The sequence below is a fragment of the Bacillus sp. G402 genome, from assembly GCF_051172515.1.
GTDB classification, from domain to species: domain Bacteria; phylum Bacillota; class Bacilli; order Bacillales; family Bacillaceae; genus Bacillus; species Bacillus altitudinis.
This window is the reverse complement of sequence record NZ_JBPIZC010000002.1, coordinates 897,597-919,964: the sequence shown is the minus strand read 5'-3', so window position 1 is coordinate 919,964 and position 22,368 is coordinate 897,597. Positions and strand designations below refer to the sequence as shown.

General features: G+C 39.1%; 21 protein-coding genes and 1 riboswitch. Of the genes, 14 read left to right on the top strand and 7 right to left on the bottom strand.

What is annotated here, in order from left to right; genetic code table 11:
• The first annotated feature begins 154 nt into the window (after positions 1-154).
• The 7 genes from ACSBQP_RS13255 to ACSBQP_RS13225 all read left to right on the top strand — a co-directional run bounded on the left by ACSBQP_RS13255 (position 155) and on the right by ACSBQP_RS13225 (position 7,197).
• The gene (locus ACSBQP_RS13255) at positions 155-1,390 is read left to right on the top strand and encodes a TerD family protein (protein ID WP_081114786.1); all 1,236 of its coding nucleotides are present in this window, start codon (positions 155-157) and stop codon (positions 1,388-1,390) included.
• Positions 1,391-1,630: 240 nt separating this feature from the next.
• Entirely contained in the window at positions 1,631-3,310 is a 1,680-nt protein-coding gene (locus ACSBQP_RS13250) for a T7SS effector LXG polymorphic toxin (protein ID WP_435028485.1), read from the top strand.
• 10 nt (positions 3,311-3,320) lie between these two features.
• Positions 3,321-3,650 (top strand): hypothetical protein, encoded by a 330-nt coding sequence (locus ACSBQP_RS13245; RefSeq protein WP_072368311.1) that lies wholly within the window; start codon positions 3,321-3,323, stop codon positions 3,648-3,650.
• A gap of 330 nt (positions 3,651-3,980) precedes the next feature.
• Entirely contained in the window at positions 3,981-4,520 is a 540-nt protein-coding gene (locus ACSBQP_RS13240) for a DUF2247 family protein (RefSeq protein ID WP_045033621.1), read from the top strand.
• Between the two features lie 21 nt (positions 4,521-4,541).
• The gene (locus tag ACSBQP_RS13235) at positions 4,542-5,207 is read left to right on the top strand and encodes a hypothetical protein (RefSeq protein WP_435028484.1); all 666 of its coding nucleotides are present in this window, start codon (positions 4,542-4,544) and stop codon (positions 5,205-5,207) included.
• A gap of 370 nt (positions 5,208-5,577) precedes the next feature.
• The gene (locus ACSBQP_RS13230; protein WP_435028483.1) at positions 5,578-5,688 is read left to right on the top strand and encodes a YxiF family protein; all 111 of its coding nucleotides are present in this window, start codon (positions 5,578-5,580) and stop codon (positions 5,686-5,688) included.
• Between the two features lie 315 nt (positions 5,689-6,003).
• Positions 6,004-7,197, top strand: coding sequence for an MFS transporter (locus ACSBQP_RS13225; protein WP_249476663.1), 1,194 nt, complete (start codon positions 6,004-6,006; stop codon positions 7,195-7,197).
• A gap of 47 nt (positions 7,198-7,244) precedes the next feature.
• Here ACSBQP_RS13225 and ACSBQP_RS13220 read toward each other — a convergent pair whose 3' ends face one another.
• From ACSBQP_RS13220 to ACSBQP_RS13210, 3 genes are all read right to left on the bottom strand, one after another.
• Positions 7,245-8,147 carry a shikimate 5-dehydrogenase gene (locus tag ACSBQP_RS13220; RefSeq protein ID WP_008344408.1) on the bottom strand — a complete coding sequence of 301 codons (903 nt, stop codon included), beginning with the start codon at positions 8,145-8,147 and terminating at the stop codon, positions 7,245-7,247.
• A gap of 18 nt (positions 8,148-8,165) precedes the next feature.
• Positions 8,166-9,347, bottom strand: coding sequence for an MFS transporter (locus ACSBQP_RS13215; RefSeq protein ID WP_017359938.1), 1,182 nt, complete (start codon positions 9,345-9,347; stop codon positions 8,166-8,168).
• Positions 9,348-9,994: 647 nt separating this feature from the next.
• Positions 9,995-11,011 carry a LacI family DNA-binding transcriptional regulator gene (locus tag ACSBQP_RS13210; RefSeq protein WP_435028482.1) on the bottom strand — a complete coding sequence of 339 codons (1,017 nt, stop codon included), beginning with the start codon at positions 11,009-11,011 and terminating at the stop codon, positions 9,995-9,997.
• Between the two features lie 276 nt (positions 11,012-11,287).
• A riboswitch (glycine riboswitch) is annotated at positions 11,288-11,367 on the top strand.
• Positions 11,368-11,529: 162 nt separating this feature from the next.
• Here ACSBQP_RS13210 and ACSBQP_RS13205 point away from each other — a divergent pair.
• On the top strand, positions 11,530-12,876 hold the full coding sequence (locus tag ACSBQP_RS13205) for an amino acid permease (RefSeq protein WP_435028481.1): 1,347 nt from the start codon (positions 11,530-11,532) through the stop codon (positions 12,874-12,876).
• 47 nt (positions 12,877-12,923) lie between these two features.
• Here the strand turns inward: ACSBQP_RS13205 and ACSBQP_RS13200 are convergent, their stop codons facing one another.
• Complete coding sequence (locus ACSBQP_RS13200) at positions 12,924-13,604, bottom strand: DUF3169 family protein (protein ID WP_148779889.1); 681 nt, start codon at positions 13,602-13,604, stop codon at positions 12,924-12,926.
• The gene (locus ACSBQP_RS13195; RefSeq protein ID WP_008347396.1) at positions 13,601-13,807 is read right to left on the bottom strand and encodes a helix-turn-helix transcriptional regulator; all 207 of its coding nucleotides are present in this window, start codon (positions 13,805-13,807) and stop codon (positions 13,601-13,603) included. Before ACSBQP_RS13195 ends, ACSBQP_RS13200 begins: the two co-directional genes overlap by 4 nt.
• Before the next feature lie 170 nt (positions 13,808-13,977).
• On the opposite strand from ACSBQP_RS13195, the gene ACSBQP_RS13190 reads away from it, so the two are divergent.
• Complete coding sequence (locus ACSBQP_RS13190) at positions 13,978-14,601, top strand: NUDIX hydrolase (RefSeq protein ID WP_048001214.1); 624 nt, start codon at positions 13,978-13,980, stop codon at positions 14,599-14,601.
• A 10-nt stretch (positions 14,602-14,611) separates the two neighbouring features.
• Here ACSBQP_RS13190 and ACSBQP_RS13185 read toward each other — a convergent pair whose 3' ends face one another.
• Both ACSBQP_RS13185 and ACSBQP_RS13180 read right to left on the bottom strand, forming a co-directional pair.
• Positions 14,612-15,100, bottom strand: a complete 489-nt coding sequence (locus ACSBQP_RS13185) for a DUF4188 domain-containing protein (protein ID WP_241511651.1) — start codon at positions 15,098-15,100, stop codon at positions 14,612-14,614.
• A 4-nt stretch (positions 15,101-15,104) separates the two neighbouring features.
• Positions 15,105-15,656 carry a PadR family transcriptional regulator gene (locus tag ACSBQP_RS13180; RefSeq protein ID WP_035703942.1) on the bottom strand — a complete coding sequence of 184 codons (552 nt, stop codon included), beginning with the start codon at positions 15,654-15,656 and terminating at the stop codon, positions 15,105-15,107.
• A gap of 182 nt (positions 15,657-15,838) precedes the next feature.
• Between ACSBQP_RS13180 and ACSBQP_RS13175 the strand changes: the two genes are divergently transcribed.
• The 5 genes from ACSBQP_RS13175 (at position 15,839) to ACSBQP_RS13155 (ending at position 22,277) form a co-directional block, all read left to right on the top strand.
• A complete protein-coding gene (locus ACSBQP_RS13175) occupies positions 15,839-16,732 on the top strand; it encodes a hypothetical protein (RefSeq protein ID WP_435028480.1) in 894 nt (297 codons plus the stop codon).
• A gap of 111 nt (positions 16,733-16,843) precedes the next feature.
• Positions 16,844-17,722 carry a hypothetical protein gene (locus ACSBQP_RS13170; protein WP_046344836.1) on the top strand — a complete coding sequence of 293 codons (879 nt, stop codon included), beginning with the start codon at positions 16,844-16,846 and terminating at the stop codon, positions 17,720-17,722.
• A 344-nt stretch (positions 17,723-18,066) separates the two neighbouring features.
• Entirely contained in the window at positions 18,067-19,926 is a 1,860-nt protein-coding gene (locus tag ACSBQP_RS13165; protein WP_435028479.1) for a beta-glucoside-specific PTS transporter subunit IIABC, read from the top strand.
• Between the two features lie 4 nt (positions 19,927-19,930).
• Positions 19,931-21,397 (top strand): glycoside hydrolase family 1 protein, encoded by a 1,467-nt coding sequence (locus ACSBQP_RS13160; protein ID WP_025208280.1) that lies wholly within the window; start codon positions 19,931-19,933, stop codon positions 21,395-21,397.
• Between the two features lie 31 nt (positions 21,398-21,428).
• Positions 21,429-22,277 carry a PRD domain-containing protein gene (locus tag ACSBQP_RS13155; protein WP_048001212.1) on the top strand — a complete coding sequence of 283 codons (849 nt, stop codon included), beginning with the start codon at positions 21,429-21,431 and terminating at the stop codon, positions 22,275-22,277.
• Positions 22,278-22,368: the final 91 nt, after the last annotated feature.

Here is a 22,368-nt window from a genome sequence, read left to right as displayed (position 1 = left end):
TCTCCTTTCGAGAGTAGTTTGTTTTTAGGTGGCATTGTCTCATATCATTGCAGAGATGAAAAGAGAGAAAGATATTAATAGGTTCTATTGCACTATTTGGTATAATTGGTCTATAAAAACGATAAATGGTAGATAAAGAATAGGAGTTGTTGAAATGAATCAAACTCTGCAAATGGGTGCCAATACCGTATTAAACTCTCCAAAGGGGCAATTATTCATCAGTTATGAAGTGTCATCTGCAATTGATATTTCTTTAACGGCGTTTCTCTTAACAGATTCAGATCTAGTTCAAGGAGATAATGGCATTATTTTTTACAATCAGCCGGAGAGTGCTACGGGTGTCGCGACACTTTTACCAGCAGAGATATCAGATCAGTTGAAAAGACATCAATTGAATTTTGATATGAGCAAAGTGCCTGTCGGAATCACAAAGATGGCTATTACACTAACAGAGGATCGAGGAATCGGCTTTTCTCATGTGAAGAATCTGCAAGCAGAAATTCGAACAGGTGATGAGGTCCTATACCTAACACCAGTAAGCTTTTCAAATGAAAAGGGTATTGTCGTAGTAGAGCTATACATAAGAAATAGTGAAACGAAAGCACGATCCATCTGGCGTGGCTTCGATTCTGGATTGGAAGGGCTATGCAAGCTTTATGGGGTGGAGGTTGAACCTGATGAACAGGATGTTTCTACACCTCCTCAAATGGTTTCTGAAAAACAAATTAATGAGCCTGCTCCAATGAACACAGCCGCTAAACAGAAAGTCGCTGCACCTATTAGCTTAGAGAAAGTTCAAGGTAAAATTAGTTTAGACAAAGGTCATAAACCGATCATCATTGAAAAAACACCAGAGATTACGGCTACAGTATCTTGGGAGTCTGGAACCGATTATGATATTTACGCGTTGGTCTATACGAAGTCAGGAAAACAAATAGATGTGGCCATGTTTGGCGCAAAAGGTGTTCCCGCGCTCAAAAGTTACGGTAACGGGGCTGTTGAGCATATGGGAGATGTCGGTAGAGATCGTGAATCAATGAAAACAGAAGTCATTAAACTAAGGTTAAATGATGATATCCTTGCGGTGGTACCCGTTGTTTACTCTGCTCAATCAAATGGAACAGGTTCTTTCTATAGATATAGAGTGTCTATGAGTATCGATAATCATCAAGGAACGTCTGTCACGATTCACGCGAAACATGCAAATGACAATGATCGAATTTATTCTTGTGTTCCAGGTATTCTTCAAAACACAAATGATGGCGTGATCATCCGTCCACTAGAGCTTTACAGTAAACCAAACTCTGAGCGTAGACCGAAGTTAAAAATGAAATATTCAAATGAGATCGATGTTTTGATGGATAAAGGACCAATCAATGACTATAAGTAACGTGAACATGTGGCTAGACAGAGTATAATGAACTGTCTGGCCTTTTCTATATCCCTACAATTGATAAACTCGTTTATCCAAATGAGAGGGTAAATTGAATAGAGAGTTCATTCCATTTTTTATGTCATTTAGCCTATTTTTCCGTTTTGGAGGTCACGGTAAAATAGACTTTATGATCAATAATGGAGGGAGTGGCTTAATCTGGGCAAGATACTTGATGCAAAAGCACTAACCAGTGCCATGGATACAAGGGCAAAACACTATCAGGAACTCCGCGAACAAATGATAGATTTAAAAAAGGCACTTCAAGGTGTTGCCAATCTCGGTGACGACTTCACTGGAAAAGGTGCCGATAACATTAAAAGCTTCTACAAAGAACTCGCCGGAAATGTGGACATGTTTATTCGCTTCATTGATAAACAAAAAGCCTTTCATGAAGGTGTTTCTGGGACACTTGATGATACAAACTTTGGCGGCGACACCTTTGTAGAAGAACACTTTTTAGACAACGCTGTACATATGGGAATCAAGAATGCCAAAAGCATCGTGAAGGATCAAAAAAAGGCACTCAAAACGATTTTTCAAGATATTGATGACCTCATTTCTCTGGAGGTATTTGATAGTAAAACCTTTGACGAAAAGATTGCAGATGCGGAAGATGAACGCAAGAAAACGGTTAAAGATTTAATAGAACTTGATCAAAATCTAAAAGATGAATATGCTTTGTCAGAGACTGAGGAGAAGGCTACAATGGCATTGTACGCAGAAATGATCAATGCGACAAATGACGGAAAATCCATTTCGCCTATGAATTTTGACAAGAAATCGTATCAAAATAGCGAAATCTACAAGGCAAAAAGCGATATTGAGAAGCAAACTTCTGAATATCTAAAAATCAAAAAAGATCAAGTAGAAGCCCGCAAGATTGCAAAGGAACAAGAAGCACTAGCCAACCGTCCGTGGTATGAAAAAGCTCTTGATTACGGAGGAAATATCGTCAATGAACTGACAGGCGTGAACGATGCAAAACGTGCCGCAACAGGTGTCGATCCGATCACAGGTGAAGAACTCACCGCAGGACAGCGAGTCGCAGCAGGCGGCATGGCAGCAGCAGGCTACATCCCGATCGTCGGATGGGCAGGACGTATTTTCAAAGGCGGAAAGGCTGTCTATAAAACGACTCAAGCCACGTCCGCCGCAGTCAGAGCAGTCGACATTTACAAGACATCACAGAAGTCTTTTGACGCCCTGAAAACGTCTCAAAAAGGCTTATATGGCCTCACCGCAACAAACGGCTTCAGCGAAGCGATTACGGGTCGAGATATGTTTGGAAATAAAGTCTCGAAAGAACAGCAGGAAGCGAGTATGAATGCGGCTTTGGGGATGCTTTTGCCATTTGGGGCGAAAGGGTTTCATGGGAAGATGGGTGTGAAAGATAGTTCAGGGAAAGGTGGATTTAAACATAAGTATTCTGACAATAGCAAAAATCATCTAATTCGACCAGAAGGTGTTAGTAAAACAGGTGTAAGTGGTGGTCATAATGAAAAGGAATTTTTCAATTATTTAAATGAAAAGGAAATTCCCTATAAATTGGAGAGAAAGGAACGCCATCCTTCGGTCCATGGAATAAATGATGTGTACTATAAAATAGCAAAACAAGAGCGTGGTATGTATACAAAAGAATTTAAAGCCTCTACTCATAAGAAGACTGTTTATGATGATAATGTATTTACTGATGAACAAATTTACCAATTTGGACAAGAGGCAATGGAAAATGGTACTGAGTATGTAACTAGAGGCGGTCAACATGTAATACAAGGTACATCAAATGGTTTAAAATTTGAAGGATGGAAAAATCCAAAAACAGGGGAAATTGAAAGTTTGTATCCAGTATTAGAATGGAAAAAATATAGTAATTAGGAGGATCTTGATGTTAAATAATATGCAGCCAATAGTTCAAGACTTTTTTTCTTTTTTGAAGAATGATTTATTTGAGGTGTTAGAGTGTTTGTCCCATAGAGAACCTTGGCAAGATCATATGATGGGATACGAACTTCCAGAGCATTCAGAGGACGTTGAATTTAATAATGGAGTAATGATATTTATGGACACAGCATCTTATCATGAAATTGTGATGGATAATCTAGATTTCTATAGTTGCTTGGAAGAAATTTGTATGGAGTATGTTGCTGAAACTCCAGAACAGAAGGCACAAGTTTATTTACTTTTGGACAAGGTAAAGACTACTTTAAATTTGTGAAAATTAAACCTGGCTGAGTAAACCTTTAATACGAAGGTTGATTAACTTATATGAGGTATTCATATGAATTTAAGGAGCAATAATACTACCAGAATAAATAATTATTCTTTATACAAGATATTTCAACAGTAGAAGAAGTAGATCAGTATATAAGATAAAGTATATGAAACCTTTGACATTTACCAGAAACACAGGAAGTTAGGGGGTTTAACATTCACTAGCAGAAAGGGTATTTGATGTTTACTATTTCGAAGTGTAGGGCAGAAATAAAAATCTTTAAAAATATCTAATTTATTAGTTTGTCTAATCACAAAAGGAATGTATTAAATTATGTATTTTTCATTAGAGCATTTAAAACATCACAAAATAAAAGTTGATTGGAAAACTATATATGTAGGAATTAGGCTAGATTTGATCTCATACAAAGAAATAAGCAAGTATGCAGTGGAATACTTATCTAATCATACTGAATGTGAAAATTCTTTAATCCTAGAATTAGCTTGGGGTGCTGGCGATCCAGATGAGGATTATAGAAAACTCCAAATGATATTAGTAGAATTATACAATGATTTGGTAGAAGAAGAATCTAGCCAATGGGACATTGAAAAAAGGAAATGGAGATATGGTATAACGTCTCACTTAAAAGAAAAAAATAAGAAGTCACCTGAAGAGTTATTGGATGAATTGTGTGAAGTATACGCTGATTTTGGTTACCCTGAGGATATGGAACCATTTATTCATTATATGCCTCCTTCAGATGGTTATAATCCGTTACTGTATTCAAAAGAAGAGAATATAAATAGATTAGTATCTCTTTTTGATGAGTTTTTACAAAAAGAAAAAGCAGTTGTCCAATTCGAGCAATTTTAATTACTGATTAAAAGGTGACTAATGAAAATAAAACTTGAATTCGAACAAGGTGTGACAAACTACTATAAGTGGTTAGATCAGAAAATAAATGAATTTAAACAGTTAAGTGTATATAGTATAAACGGATATCACTTTTTAAATGATGGTGGAATAGAGGCTTTTCAAAGTTATTGTCAAAATGAATTAGTCGAAATTTTTAGCGGGCAATTAACTAATTACCATTTTTATATCTTTCTAAGTAAGAAAGTAAATGATGTACATTCGCGAATAGAGAGATTCCGAAAAGTATGGAAATCAATTGATTCGAAAATAAATACTTCAGGTTTTGAAAAGGGGCCAGAATTACTTTTAAAAGAACAAGAAAATCAATTTTATGTCAGTATAGCCAAAGTACCTCAATCTGATTTAGATAAGGCATTGCGAATAATGGATCAGTATCAATCTAGTTTCATGATTGCCAGTAGAAGAGATTCTATGCTCTCAGAGGAATCTATAAAAGATTTGTTTTACACAGGATTGGATCAGAATAGTCATGAAGTAGATTATCAAGCGCTTTTTTTGAAGTATGGTTTGAATGGTGAAATTATCTTTAGATGGGGATCTGTTCTAAATGAGGCCGAATTGGCAATGATTTTAAATCAAGATCATACCCAGAAAATACAGGAGCGAATACAAAGCCATTCATAGTATCTCTAAAAGAGAATAATCCGTAATATTTTAAACAATCCCCACATTTGGGACTTGCCTGGACTTGCCCTCCCGTTTTGTGAGACTGGGAGCAAAACACCGTATGAAACAGCCAGTTGTCGAAACTCTTTCGGTGACTGGTTGTTTCATTTCCCCCTTTTTTAGAGATCAAAGAAAATCATTTGTTTTGTCAGAAGGGATTTACTTTCCTTCAATCGAGAGAACATAAAAGTCAAATACATGGAGACAACTAACTAGAGCATATAGAAAAGCCTACACAACGTTAACCGAAATAGCCTTAAGGGTGATAGCGCCTCCTAAACAAGGGAGAGTGCTGTTTTTCTGAGATCATGAAATTGAATCGCTCTTGATGAATGTAGATGAAGTGTTTCATCATTTAACGAGACTTCTTGAGCACATCAAATTCCCAAGTGGATACGGTGATTTCATATTAATAGCAGAGGATTTTCATTTTGGATAATGCATAGAGCGTACCGAATATTTTTATGAGCTTAATCTTTGGGGAATGTGAGTTTAGAGGGATTTTTTTCTATCACCAATTCCCTCAAATTTAAGCAATTCACTATCATTACCTTTCACATTCATATAAAATAAGAGCTAGTGAAAATTTGAAGAGATGCTTGATAAATGAAGGGCATGTAAGCTGTGAGCTGCATGAAATGATGAGATGTTTCAAGTACGTGAAGGTTGCAAAGCTGTTTCTCCTCACGCATGAATCTTGTAAGCGTAACCATTATTTGTCACTTCATTGCAATGTGTTGAGGGGTGTGTCAGCATGAGGAATCCGTATTTGAGAACGGCCTCTAGTCTTTATATCAATTATTTTTTATTAGGTATGGTCAATATTATTTTGGCTTCTAATATGCCATTTTTGATCAAACAATTAGATACAAATAGTGCGGGGATAAGTTATATGATATCTGCACTCGGTATTGGCAGGGTGCTCACGTATGGTTTATCGGGCGTACTGTCAGATCGTTTTGGACGAAAGCCGGTCATTTTGGTTTCGGGGGTGCTGATGGCGGTGTTCCTCATCGGAATCCCATTGTCTCCGAATTATCAAATCGCGTTTGCGTTTGCGATTTTGGCAGGGGTGGCGAATTCGGCGATGGATGCAGGGACGTATCCGGCTTTAATGGAAGCTTTTCCTCAAAACTCGGGATCTGCAAATGTGATGGTGAAGGCGTTTATTTCGATTGGGGCGACCATTCTGCCGCTCGCTATTTTCTTTTTAGCAGAGCATGATCTGTTTTATGGATTTGCGTTTTTTGTACCTGCTTTTATCTATTTAGTGAATGTGATCATGCTGTGGACATTGCCATTTCCGAATCATCGCAAGGTGGAGCAAGTTCAGGTGACGGAGCATGATGGACTTCCACGTTTCTCATCAGAGCCTACGTTATGGAGAGAAGGGGTCGCACTGATTGTGATCAGTTTTACATCAAATGGTCTGTACGCCTTGCCACAGATTTGGCTGCCTACGTACGGTGAGGAAATTTTGGGGATGGCTTCTGGCAGTGCTGTGAAGCTGCTTAGTTACTATAGCATGGGCGGTTTGCTGTCTGTCTTATTGCTCGCATTTCTTTTGCGCCGCATTGTTCGTCCGGTCACCGTGCTGCTACTCTATCCGATCATTACATTAGCCTCTATCTGTGTGCTATTGGTCGTGAAGTCTCCAGTCATCGGAACCGTCAATGCATTTGTATTGGGCTTTTCAACAGCTGGTGTCTTTCAGCTGACGTTAACCGTAATGGCTGAGTTCTTCTGGAAAAACAAAGGGACGATGACAGGAATTATCTCAACTGCAGGCGGAGTGTCCGCCATTGTGATTCCGGTTGTCACTGGTTTGATCGAAACCCACGCTACGATTTTGCAAATCTTTATATTTGATGCGGGTGTCGCTGTTGTTGCGATCATCGGGGCGATGTATATCCTCAATCGATATCGCCGGATTATGATACACGAATAAAAAAAGACGACTTCCAAAGCGGAGGTCGTCTTTTTTCTGTGTTTCGTTTAGAAACGGTCATTTTCAAATAGAATTTGTTTCACTTGTTCAACTGGCATATCCTCGCCAGTAAACAGTTTGTACGCAAGGGCACCTTGCCATAGCATCATGCCAAGACCGTTAATCGTTTTGGCACCAGCTTCTTGTGCTTGAGCAAGAAGTTTTGTTTTTTGCGGGTTGTAGACGACATCTGTCACGATTAAGTCTTTGCGTAATACATCAAGGGTATCGTCAATAATGCTGAGCTCATCTAATGGTTTCATGCCAAGGCTTGTCCCGTTTGCTAAGATCGCACTTTCAGCTACTTCACGACGGAAAGCGTCTTTGTCTTCAAGTGGGAAGATATTCGCTTTGACACCGAATGATTTCATTTCGTTGTTGATGTAATTTACATTTTCTTCTGCTTGAACAAAGTATTGGTCATTACGAGCAAAAATACTAATTTCACGAATACCTGATTGTGCAAGCTGAATGGCAATCGGAGTTGCAGCGCCGCCAGATCCAACAAGTGTAACCTTTTGTCCAGCTAATTCAACGCCATGTTCAATTAAGTTTCTTACGTAACCAAGACCATCTGTGTTGTAGCCAACCAGCTTGCCATCTTTGTTCACAACTGTGTTGCTTGCGCGAGTATATTTTGCAGAATCATCTAGTTCATCTAAGTAATCGAGCACTTTCATTTTGTTCGGCATGGATACGTTAAATCCAGCTGCACCCATTGCTTTCATCCCGTTTACTGCTGCTTCTAGTTCATCATTTCCTACCTCAAAAGCAAGGTAAGCATAGTTGATTCCTGTTAGTGTATAGCCAAGGTTGTGCATCCGTGGTGACAGGCTGTGCCCGATTGGTGTTGCAAGAAGACCGACTAATTTTGTTTTTCCATCAATATTACGTTCATGTATGTTTGTCATGATTGACATCTCCTTTAATTATCTAAACAATTTTTTCATGCGTCGTAAAACAAAGACTGCTAACAATACGCTGATGACCGCAATGATCATATCGAAGAATAAAGTCATTTTAATATCGTACGTGCTAACGAGTCCGCTTGTAATCAGCGGAACAAGGATAAACGCTGAGCTTGCCGCAATGTTGACATATGATGAAGCTGTTGCTTTGTTTGTAGGGAATAATTTCATCATAATACTCATCGCCAACTGGAAAATGCCGGCTGTAAATAATCCTAAGAAAAAGGTACTAACAATGACAATGCCGTATGTTTCGATTTGAAATAGTGAAAGCATGGCAAGGAATGCCCCGATTGGGTAAATAATAGCGACCATAATTGGTGAAATGAATTTATCTAATACGATTGAAAGCAATAGAACAGATACGAGTGCACCAATACTAAAATAAGAAAGAAGCTGTGTCGCTTGTCCTGAGCCAAGCCCAATCAATTTCAACCCGAGCTGTGGAAGCCAAGTTTGCCATACAACAAATAATGCAGTAGACGTGAATCCCATAAGTACAACAGCTAGACCTTCACCAAACATTTTCGGTTCTTCCTTCATTTGCTCTTGAACGGGAAGATCGTTTTGAGAAGCCGTTTGTTTATGATCTGGGAACGGCATAAAGATCAAGTAAATGCCTACAAGTAAATAAAGAAGTCCTAGACCAAAGAATGCCCAGCCCCAGAAGATGTCATGTGCAATAAGGAATGCCAAGATAAATGGAAGAACAGTCGCACCAATTGATACAGACGCCTTCACTAATACAGAAGCTGAACTTGCTTTTTTAGGAAATGACTCTGTCAAAGCAGGATATGTTCCTGAATCAAGCAATGAGTTTGCAATCCCTGCGGAAATGGCAAAAATGAAAGCCAATGTATAATTGGTCGTTGTTGGAATCCCAATTAAGAATAATAAGTAAAGAAAGTTACCTGTAATAATGACAGGTTTTCGCCCCCAGCTGTCTGCAAGCCGGCCAGAGAAAAAGAGAGCAATTAATTTACCGATCCCGATTGCTGATACAAGCAAGCTGATTTTTGGAATATCTACATGGTAGCGTTCAGATAAGCTTTCCATGTTTGATGCCACAATAATATTGATCATGCCTAGCATGAAATAGTTTAAGTACATGCCAAGTGATGATTTAATGTATGGATTTTTCATGTTCCCACTCCTATATTTGAAACCCTGTTCGGGCCAAATTCTTGTTACCCTTTGTTATTTCCTTAAACGTAAATAATATTAAGTCCATCACAACACCCCTTGTGTGATTGATGAAAAAATAATGAATATTCATCTGTTCTTCAAATAAGTACATCGTTCTACTAAATAATTAAAAATAATAACAGTTATCATAAGTTGATGGACTTCCTCGATTTGATCAGAATCAAAAGATCCATCTTTAACTGTAGTTGATATCATAAATAACGACATGTTCATAAAGGTATAACGATATACTAAAAGAAGCAACGAGATAAATATACTCCTGTGTATAAAATGTGTCAAGTTTATGACTTTGCGATTTAAAAAAAGAAAAATGTAATAAAGAAATAGTTGACTTGCTCAATAAAAAAAGGAGAATCGCTATGCAATTCTCCTTTCAGCGTGTAGACAAACCCTCGAATTCTTTGTCAGTCCTGCGCTACGGTGCTCACGAATGTCAAATTCGCTCTGCTCCGGTGCTCGTCCTTCCTAGACTGCAAAGGTTTTCTATCACGCTGAAAAGAAGACAAAGGGCTAAAATCAAGTTCATTTTAGCCCTTTGTCAACAATCTGAAAGGAGAATCGCTTTGCAATTCTCCTTTTCATGATCATGTCGAGGTTTCTCGAATATGAAGTTGAGGCTTTAATATCAATCGCTGCAGTTCTTCATCCTGCTCGTTCATTTTATGATACAAAAGGTTGGCTGCTTTGACTCCAATTGATCGTGGAAAAGATGAGACTGTGGTGAGCGGCGGGTGATACATCTCCGCTTCAGGGATGTTATCGAACCCAACTACATCAATGTCTTCACCAGGCTTGATGTCACGCGCTGCCAATTCTTGAATCACCCCAAACGCCACTAAATCACTGAAGCAAAAAATAGCAGTAGGTGGTTCGAGAAGGTCAATCACTTGGGCAAGGGCTTCTTTCCCGCCTTCACGGGTAGGCACCATATCGATAATAAGAGATTCATCCATTGTTAGGTCTTCATCATCATGTGCTCTTTTGAACCCTTTCATCCGTTCAATCCAAGTTGAGGAGGATTTGACTCCGCCTAAGAAAGCGATGCGGCGATGCCCTTTTTGAAGAAGATGACGGACCGCCATCCAAGTGCCTTGTTCATAATCAACGCCGACATAATCACAATGGACATCTGCTAATTCACGGTTTGCCAATACTTTTGGTGTGCGAATGTTGTTTAATTGTTTCACCGTTCGTGTCGAACTTTTCGATGCTGGATTTAAGATAATTCCACCCACTCGGTGCTCTACCATTGTGGAGATGAGCCGCTCCTGCTTATCCACACTATCAAAGGTTGTCCCAAGTAAAACGGTATAGCCAAGTGACTCAAGGGTGGTTTGCACACCGATTAAAAATTCAGAAATAAAGGTGTTTGAAATATCCGTGACGATCACACCTACAATATTTGAACTTTTCGATCGCATGTTGGCAGCGACGCGATCGTACACGTATCCCAAATCCTCCATGGATTGCAGCACTTTTTTCCGGGTGGCTTCAGAGATCCTAGGGTTGTTGCGAACAACGAGTGAGGCCGTTGAAGTCGATACACCGGCATGCCGAGCGACTTCTTGTAATGTCACACGCTGTTTGTTCATTTTTTTCATTTGTCTTCACCAACTTCATTGGATTGCCTAACTATGGTTCATCATCAAGATGGATGTCTCCACCAAACGAGCCGAACATACTTTGTTTCATTATACCTTAATCAAGGGGTGTTGATGAAGTGATGTCATATCAGTTTCAGATATGGAGGAAACAACATCTTAAAAGATTACCATTGACAGCTTTCTTTTAGAGGCGTAAAATATAAAATTATTCAGAAATAGCAACATTTAAAGTAAATATCGAAGGCTATGATTGCTGTGGGTCACACTATGGCAGGAGCAGCTTCTGGAGAGACCGCATGTATGTGCGGCGCCGAAGGGTTCACAATCTCAGGCAAAAGGACAGAAGAGTACGAAATATTGTATTTGTGATGCATGGATCATACTGTGTATTGCTTTTCTCTATTTTGCTATTCTTTTATGACCGTGAGATTGGAGCGCATCCAATCTCTTTTTTTATGGACTTTTTGCGAGTTCATTATTTCAGTATAGGATCGTGTCGTAGGAGGGTGTTGAAATTGGCACAACAAGAGTTAAAGCGAGATTTATCAAACCGTCATGTTCAATTAATTGCCATTGGCGGAACGATTGGAACTGGGCTGTTTTTAGGGTCTGGAAAGGCTATTCAATTGGCAGGACCATCGATCATTTTTGCGTACTTAATTGTCGGAATGGCCATCTTTTTTGTCATGAGGGCACTTGGAGAATTGCTCTTATCTAAGGCGGGCTATCAGTCTTTAACGGATATAGCAGAGGATTATCTTGGACCATGGGCTTCCTTTGTGACAGGATGGACGTATTGGTTTTGCTGGATTATGACAGCGATGGCGGATGTTATTGCGGTCGGGGTGTATGTGCAGTACTGGTTTGATATTCCGCAGTGGATTCCTGCTATTATTTGTTTATTGATCTTGCTAGGATTTAATTTATTAACGGTGAAGCTTTTTGGAGAAATGGAATTTTGGTTTGCACTTATTAAAGTGATTACGATATTACTGTTGATTGGCGTTGGAATTGTCCTGTTAATCATTGGTTTTCAAACAGATTCAGGGCCCGTGACGGTAACAAATCTGTGGTCACACGGAGGATTATTTCCAAATGGTGTGACAGGCTTCTTATTGTCATTCCAGATGGTGATTTTTGCGTATGTGGGCGTGGAACTTGTCGGTGTGTCAGCAGCAGAAACAGCGAATCCGCAAAAAAATATCCCGTCTGCGATTAATAAAATTCCATTAAGAATTCTATTTTTCTATGTAGGTGCGATTTTTGTATTACTATGCATCAACCCATGGACAGAACTCAGTGCATCAGAAAGTCCTTTTGTGAAAACCTTTGGGCTCATTGGGATACCAGTAGCGGCGGGACTCATCAACTTTGTCGTCCTGACATCTGCGGCGTCTGCTTGTAATAGCGGTATGTTCTCAACGAGCCGAATTTTGTATAATCTCAGTCATCAAAAACAAGGACCGGCATCCTTTGGTCGTCTAAATAAACACGCTGTACCAAGTAATGCCCTGTTTGTGTCGACGATTGTGGTGTCAGTAGGGGCTCTTTTAAGCAAGCTGATTCCTGAACAAGCCTTTGGTATTGTGACAACGATCAGTGCCATTTGTTTCATTTGGGTATGGAGTATTATTTTAATATGCCATCTGAAATATAAGAAGACACGTCCTGAACTGCATAAGGCGTCTACCTTTAAAGCGCCATTTACACCTTTTGTGAATATAGCGGTTCTTGTGCTCTTTGCTTCCATTCTTGTCATCATGCTTTTCGCTGATGCTACACGTCCAGCCCTGTTATTGACACCCGTATGGTTTGGGTTTCTATTTTTGATTTATGCACGAAAGAAACGCCGTTCAGCATAATGAACGAAAAAAGCACAGCCTTTTTAAATGGCTGTGCTTTTGCTTATTTAACGATTTCGAATCTTTAACATATAGTATGCATTAAGAATGATCAGTACAAGTCCAACGACGATGATGGAGAAGAGTTGAGAGTGATTGGCGCCAAGAGAATAGACAATCAAAATAAACATGGCACCGGTCAATAAAATATTCATCATTTGGAAAGTGTGAAAAAGTCCATCGAGCATCACATGCTTTTCGCCTTCATCAGAAATGGCGAGCAGTTTTTTGCCATAATCTTTATCGGTTGGACTAGGTAGTTGACGATTAGGATAGACGAGCTTTAGGACAGAGATCGATGCATAAGAAAGAATGACGGTGATCAAAAATAAGGCAGCATTTACGAGAATCAGCCAGAGTGGCTGCTCGGTTACGATGGAAATACCAATTGCAATGATCGATAAAATGGTACTCACCGTATTAGCTAACGTTACATCAGTAAAGGTTCGGTACTGTTTTACCTCTAGTTCATCTTCCTCATCACCAGATACTGAAAGAGAGACTCTTTTCTTCATGCGTGAAATGCCTGAAAAACAATAAATGATGAATAGAACTGTCAAGCCAGTGATGACAAGAGTCGCTTCAAATGCAGCTTGCAGAAGTGTCAGCTCAAATTCGGCTGCCAGCAAACAGTAAGCACCGAGAAAACCAAGGAGAGCACCTAAGAGCATTTTGTATACAGTTTTCATGTGAGTTCATCCTCCTCGAATAGAAAAATATGTTCAATGGGTTCTTGAAAAATACGTGAAAGCCTCATAGCAAGTAAGAGGGACGGCATTAATTCATCTCGTTCCATTAAGCTGATCGTCTGGCGGGAAACCTTTGCCCGTTTCGCAAGCTCCGTTTGGTTTAAACCATCACGCGCCCGCAGCTCTTTTAGCCGATTTTTCATTCTGTCACCTCAACTCTGATCAAAATGTTATCTTGATTGTAAAGTATTATATTCATTTTGACAAGTATAGTTGTCAAAATGATAAAAATAATTGTCAGAAAGATCGCCTTTATTCAAAAGAGAATCAATGATACGCTAAAGAAAAGAGAAACAGAAAATAGGTGATGCCCATGTTCATTGATCAATTAAAAAGTGACTTACATCAATCACAGCCGCTATTTATCGGAGAAGAGACAGCGTTCAAAGCGGCAGTCCTTGTCCCTTTGGTGCAAGTAGACGGGGAATGGCATGTTTTATTTGAAGTGCGATCACTGACGATGAGAAAACAGCCTGGCGATATTAGCTTCCCAGGAGGCAAACTCGACGGTGGCGAAACCGCACAAGAAGCTGCACTGCGGGAAACATATGAAGAACTAGGAATTCCGCCCGAATCCGTCAAGGTGTTAGGACAGCTCAGTCCTTATATTGCCTCACCATCCTTTGTGGTATATCCATTTGTCGGGATTATTGATGAACAGCAGGTCAAACATTCCTTTAATCAAGAAGAAGTAGAGGAGACCTTTACTGTGCCTCTATCATGGCTCAGCCAATACGAACCGTACTTACACCATGTATCGGTGCAGCCAACACCAGGAGAGGACTTTCCTTATGAAAAAATCATGAATGGTGAAAAATACAGCTGGGGGAGTCGTTCGATTGAAGAGTGGTTTTATGATTACAATCGTTACACCATTTGGGGATTAACTGCCCGCATATTAAAACATTTTGTGATGGTTGCAAAAAGAAATTCCTAGAGAACCAGCTCTAGGAATTTGTTGTGGAAAGGCGTTCTTTTGCGGTTTCTTTTCCTTTCCCTTTTCCAATTAGGATGGGTGCTTTAGCTTTGCTCAATCCATATGAAGGCATGTTCACGTAGATAGATTCATATGAGCCGGCTTGAATTTGATACGTTTCATGATAAATTCCGACCGCGTCATTATGTCGTGCTCTTTGGTTAAATCCTTTCCAAGCAGCCAAATGCTTCTCCATCTTGGCATAGGCAAGGAGGTCCTCTGTTGATTTCCAATATTGGATCATGGTGGTGGTGCGTAAACCGAAGTAATTTTCTGTCCCGAGAAAACCAAGTTCTTCTTGATGTGTATAAAGTTCTTTGATCATCCCCGGCATCGCCTTAAATACTGGCAGCCATTGATGGACAGCCCAGCGTTTATTGATTCTCATTCCGATAATGAACACAACAATCGGCTCAGAATTGTCTGTTGTATACCTGCCTGCACGTATATTTTTTTTCATTTGTTCACCCTTCTTTCCTCATTGATTCACAGGTCTCCACGCACCAATCAATTCCAGCCTGCGCCACTTTCTTTCCGTAATTTAACGTATACAGCCAATACTTCGCATCAGCTTCATCTGGATACAGCTCTTGAATGTTTTGTTCAATCGCAACATATGTCTCATAACGGATACGGAGCTGCCTCTCATAATCCTGTAAAAGCACCAATTTTTTCTCAAACGAAAGATATTGACCAAAAAATAACTTTAATAACACCTCATTTCGTTCTGATGGTACTTGATCGAGCGGCTGCGCCAGCCATTGCCTCAACGTGTCCAGCCCTTTTTCAGTTAGATGATATTCCCGCTTGTCTGAGCGGCCAGTTGTAGAAGTGGGTGAAACCTTCGCAAGCCCTTCCTCGACTATTAACTTTAAAGCTGGATAAATTTGTCCATAACTAATTTTCCAAAAGTGATGCAAGCTCCTATCAATTAATTGCTTCACTTCATACCCAGACTTACAATCTGTCGTTAAAATCCCCAAAATCGCATACGTCGTATCATTGTATTTTTTCATTGATCAACACACCTATCTAAAAGATATATCATTTAGATATATAATAAACGATGTATAACTGCAGATACAAGAGGTATGAGAAAAAAATAAATGCTAGAAAGGAGGTGAAGAGATCACTGATTTGTTAATCAATGAGATGAATCCTTCATATAGAATGAACGATCATAGTTTGGGGGGGACATATGAGTAAATCGAAAATCTGGATCATGACTATTCTGACGGTACTACTGATTGGTGGAGGCGGCTGGATAGCCTATCAAGCAATCGCACAAAAGAGTGGTTTGAATCATCCCTACGCCTTTGCATATAAGACTCATGATCGTGTGAACTGGTTCAAGGTAACGGAGAGAAACGGAAAAGTAACAGGCCAGCTGAACGAAACCATTTTAGAGGAAAATCCGCAAAGGCATTATGATCCCAATCTATTTATCAACAAATATCAATTAACCGGAAAATCAATTGAAAACGGTTACGAATTTTATGTGAAGCAAGGGAAAGAAACGGTCACATATGAAGTTCACCTTGCCGAAAAAGATCTTTCTGTGAAAAAACAAGGTGAAAAGCACAGCATCACATACAAAGCAGTTGATCAAATAAACCTACGTGCTGTTCAACAGGACATTCATACTCGATATGAGAAACTGATGGATGACACGGAAAATAGATTTCATGATTATGTACGAAACTTCATTAAGAAAGTAACAGGCGCTTATGGTTATCTGTATACGGCAGAGGATGGTTCGTACCAACTATTTCTAAAAGTAAAACGAATGTATATGCAGTCTGAATGGGCAGGTTCTTTTCTAATGAGAAAGGCCCCAGGAGATGGTGGTGAACCTTATAAAGAAACGAAGCATACAGCCGGTGGAGTTTCAGATGGGATGATGTTTGATTTGAGTACTTATCCTGCAATTGAAAAGGGTTTTATTTTAGGTGAAACTGACCGAGATGCAACATACATTAAATTTCCTTTTAAAATGGCAGGCGGGACAATAGAATTTAAAGCGGTCACGAAAGAGGAATATCAAGAACAAACAGAAGCATTCAAAAAGAAGGCGAAAGAATGGCAAAAGTAGATCGTGTTGGAACAGATGATTGTTGTGAATGGCATTTCAGGACGATCAGAATTTAGTTGAATAAATAGGGATAATGAAGATTTTTTAAATCATATATTAGTGGAGGTACCTATGAGTAAATTGAAAATGTGGGTCGTGTCTATCCTGGCAGTACTCGTCTTAGGTGGAGGAGGCTGGACAACATATCAAGCAATCGCACAAAAGAATTCATTGAATCATGCCTATGCATTTGCGTATAAAACGAAGGATAAAATGAGCTGGTTTGAGATATCGGAGAATAAAGGCAAAGTAACGGGGCATTTGAATGAAAAGTATATAGAAGAAGTAAGGTGGGATCCGCAAATCTATAAAAAACAATTTGTCGTATCTGGCAGTTCAAAAGAAAATGGGTATGAATTCAAAGTCACACAAGGTAAAGAAACGATCGTATACGAAGTTCACTTTTCAGGAAAAGACCTTTCAGTAAAAAAACAAGGCGAAAAGAAAAGTATGATATATAAGGCAATCAATCAAAAAAACCTAGATAAATATCATAAAGAGATTCAAAAACGATATGATTATCTATTCGATACCGCTGAAGATAGGTTTTATGATAGTATGAGAAACTTCAAGGAGAAAGTGGCAAAGGTATATGGCTTTCTCTATACGGCAAAGGACAAACAATTATTTTTACAGGTGAAAACCATGCATATTGAGATTGGATGGACCGGCTCCCTTCTAATCACAACTGTTCCTGAAGAAGATTGTAAGTCTTATAAAGAAATGAGATTAGAAGTCTCGGGTGAAACGGATGGAAGAACTTTTTTTATGGGCTATGAGCCTTCAATTGAAGATGGAATCATTATAGGTTCCACTGATCGAGATGTAAAATCAATCAAACTTCCATTTAAAATGACAGGCGGTACTGTAGAGTTAAAAGCAGTTACGAAACAGGAATACCAAAAACAAGCGAAAGCATTCAAAAAGCAGGCGGAAGAAAGAAAAAAATAGATGATAAGAAACCAGATGAGTGAACTTATCTGGTTTTTTATTAATAAAGAGTTCTTATTGATGATAAAAAATATTGGTGTATAAAAAAAGTGAGAAAGGTTGCTTTAACTAAATTAAAGAAAATTAATTTAGGTATATAGACCTTAATAATTTTTAGAAAAATAAATGTTGACGCTTTCATATAATCAATATATACTAAAAACAAATCCAATATAAATAAATTAGACATGTGACTGGTCATGCAGGCAGGATCTAAAAACGATGAATTTCTTTAATTTGTCGTTTTAGATCCTTTTTTTATTGCCAAAATATAGGTCTCATGTATGAGAAAAGGAGGAGAAAAAATGGATTACACACAAGTCGCCAAAGACGTTTTACAGCATGTAGGTGGTAAAGAAAACATTGCGCACCTTGAGCACTGCTCAACAAGACTTCGCTTCACACTAATTGATCAGAAAAAAGCAGATGTACAGGCATTAGAAAAAACACCAGGTGTCATAGCAGTTAGAATGTCAGGACAATGCCAAGTAGTCATTGGGAATGACGTGATTGAAGTGTATCAAAAGGTAACAAATTTAATGGGAGGCAGCTCGTCTGGGCAAGGCGTGCCATCCAATCAGCCAAAAGAAAAAAGAAAAGTAGGCACAGTTCTATTAGATTTCATTGTGGGTGTCTTCCAGCCGCTTGTTCCGGCTATCGCAGGCGGAGGGATTTTAAAATCATTTCTTCTCCTTTTCTCTTTATTAGGCTGGGTGGATGCAAAAGGCCAAACCTATCAAATACTGAACATGGTGGGTGACGCACCACTATACTTCCTGCCATTACTAGTCGCTGTCACAACGGCAAATAAACTAAAGGTAAACCCACTGGTCGCATTATCAGCAGTCGGTGCACTCCTTCTTCCGAACATGACAGCCATGCTTACTGAAGGTGCGCAATTAATGTCATTCGACGTAAAAAATATAGCTTATGCGTATCAAGTGTTTCCAGCAATCCTTTCTGTATTGCTTTACGCTCAAATGGAAAAATTCTTCACACGATTTTCACCAAAACCAATTCGGATTTTCTTTGTCCCAATGATGTCATTAGTCATTACTGTACCCGTTACGTTACTGTTATTAGGACCACTTGGTTTTACAGCAGGACAAGGGTTTTCATCCGTTATTCTTGCGATGTTTAATACAGTAGGTTGGGTAGCTGTCGCAATTTTAGCAGCGGTACTCCCGTTTATGGTTGCATCAGGCATGCACAAAGCAATGGTCCCTTATGCAGTGACAACGATGGGGAACCTCGGGAAAGAAGCACTTTATTTACCAGCATCACTTGCGCATAATATTGCGGAAAGTGGAGCATGTTTTGCAGTGGCACTACGCACGAAAGACAAGGTACTCAGATCAACAGCCATTTCGGCAGGAATTTCAGCATTTTTTGGCATCACAGAGCCTGCTTTGTATGGTGTGACACTTCAAAATAAACGCGTACTTGGAAGTGTCATGATTGGTTCATTTGTTGGTGGGATATTCATTGGATTAGTTGGTATACAAGCATTTGTACTTGTTGGCCCTGGATTAGCCAGTATGTCGATGTTTATATCAGATGAGCTTCCACGAAATCTAATGTTTGCTGTCATTGGAGCTGTCATTTCCTTCGTTGTTGCTTTTATCGCTGCTTTTGTATTAGGTAAGGATAAAAAAGTAGAAGAAAAGTCAAATGATCAAGAAGCATTTGCTGAACAAATTGGAGCAGGGGAAACTTTCAAAAGCCCTGTGATTGGTCAAATGATCTCTCTAGCTGAAGTAAAAGATGATATTTTCTCTTCAAAGGTCATGGGAGACGGAATTGCCATTGTTCCTTCAGAAGGAGCGCTATATGCACCAGTAGAAGGTGAGGTCACCTTGCTGTTCGAAACAAACCATGCACTTGGTATGAAAACGGACAAAGGGGTGGAAGTATTATTCCACATTGGCATTGATACTGTACAGTTGGAAGGACAGTATTTTTATCCAAAAGTGCAGGCAGGAGATCGTGTACAAGCAGGGGATTTACTCATTGAATTTGATGTAGAAAAAATCATGGAAGCAGGATACGATCCAGTTACGCTTGCTGTCATCACGAATACAGATCAATATGATATTAAGGTACAGCCATTAAAAGAGGTCAATCGCCAAGATACATTGATGGTTATCACCCAATTAGGAGGCTAAACATATGACGACAATAAAAGGTTTTCCAAAAGGATTTTTATGGGGCGGCGCCATTGCCGCCAACCAAGCAGAAGGCGCTTGGAATGTAGATGGAAAGGGCCCATCTGTTGCTGATATTGCGATGTACCGGTCTAATTTGAGTGTAGAAGATTATGAAGGGCATCTAGCTGTTACTTCTGAAAATATAGATCGAGCGATGAAAGACCCAGATGATAAAAAGTATCCAAAACGCAGAGGTGTTGATTTCTATCATCACTATAAAGAGGATTTGGCTCTATTTGCTGAAATGGGTTTTAAAACTCTTCGCATTTCTATTGCATGGAGCCGTATCTTCCCAACTGGAGAAGAGAAAGAACCAAATGAAAAAGGACTCCAATTTTACGATCGTTTATTTGCAGAAATGAAAAAACACAACATAGAACCGATTGTGACGCTGTCACATTATGAAATGCCGTTAGCACTGAGCGTGAAATATAATGGCTGGGTTGAAAGAAAAGTCGTTGATCTCTTTGTTAAGTTCGCCAATGTATGTTTTGAACGCTATAAACATGATGTGAAATATTGGCTGACCTTTAATGAAATAGATAGTATTCACCGCCACTCTTTTATTACAGCAGGAATTATTCCTGATCGCTGCCCAGAAGGGAAAGAGGAAGAGACGGTTTATCAAGCACTCCATCATCAATTCATTGCCTCTGCACTCGTAACAGCAGATTGTCATCGCATCATACCAGGCAGTCAAGTAGGGTGTATGCTGACAAAATTAACAACGTATCCGCACACTTGTCATCCGAATGATGTGGAGCGGGCATTGAAACAAAACTTAGAAAACTATTTCTATGCAGATGTTCAGGTATTTGGTGAATACCCTCCGCTTATCAAGCGCATGCTTGAGAGAAAAAACATTCATATCCAAATGGAATCAGATGATCTTTCTATTTTAAAAGAAAATACAGTAGATTTTATCTCGTTCAGCTACTATATGTCTTTAACTGAATCAGCTGATGAAGGATTAGAAAAAACGGATGGAAATACCATCCGTGGGGTCAAAAATCCTTACCTTCCATCTACTGATTGGGGATGGCAAATTGATCCGGTTGGTCTGAAAATTTCTTTAATAGAATTATATGATCGTTATCAAAAACCACTGATCATTGTAGAAAACGGCATGGGTGCAAAAGATGTTGTTGAAAGTGATGGATCAATTCACGATGATTATCGTATTAACTATTTCAAAGAGCATTTCCGCCAAATGAGAGAAGCGGTGGAAGAAGGCGTTGACCTCTTCGGATATACGAGCTGGGGCTCAATTGATATTATAAGTGCAGGTACATCACAGATGTCAAAACGATACGGGTTTATTCATGTAGATCAAGATGACGATGGAAACGGTACATTAAAACGTTCTCGTAAAGACTCATTTTATTGGTACAAAAAGGTCATTGAAACAAATGGTGAATCGCTTGATTGAAAAACCACAATCATGAAAACAGGTGATGACGATGTTTAAAATCAAAAAAGTTTTAAACTCGAGTGTGGTTCTGGCTGAAGATCAGAACCAACAGGAGATGGTTCTATTCGGCCGGGGGATTGGTTATGGACAAAAACCAGGTCAAATGATTGAAGAAAAGAAGGCAGATCAAGTGTTTATGTCTGTCGATAACATGAGAGCGAAGGAGTTTCTCCAACTATTAGATTCAATGCCACAAGAGTTTATCGATTTAACTCAGCATATTGTTCAATATGCTGAAAAACGCTTAAACTCGAGGCTGAATTCTGGTGTCTATTTTACCTTGATGGACCACTTGAATTTTGCAGTAGAACGGCACAAGAAGAATATTAATATTACAAATCGAGTATACTGGGAAATCAAAAACTACTATACCGAAGAATTTGAAGTAGGTAATTATGCGCTTGAGTTAGTCAACAATACATTGGGCATACAATTACCAAAGGAAGAAGCGGCCAATATCGCCTTCCATTTAATTAATGCGTTAGGTGAAGAGTCCGATTCCAAAGATGGCATGAAGTATGCCAAGATGATCGGAAGTATTGTGAATCTCGTCCGCTATACGTTGAATATGAAAATGGATCAAGAGAATATTCATTACAGCCGATTTATTACACATGTGAAATTCTTTGTTGAAAGATTTTACGCAAATAAATTATTATCAGATCAAGAAAATGAGTTGTTTGAACAAATTGCACACTTGTATCCTCAAGCGATGGATGTGGCTTTCAAAATCAAAGATTATATTAAACAGGTGCACAGTATTGTTATTCCAAATGACGAACTTACGTATCTGGCGGTACATATTCACCGCCTCATTTCTTATCAAGAACTAAAATAAATGTGGACCACTTGCCTTGTAATGAGGCAAGTGGTTATTTGTATTGTACGGTTTATGTTCCAATAGGTCGTTCTGTTGGGTTAAGATTTGT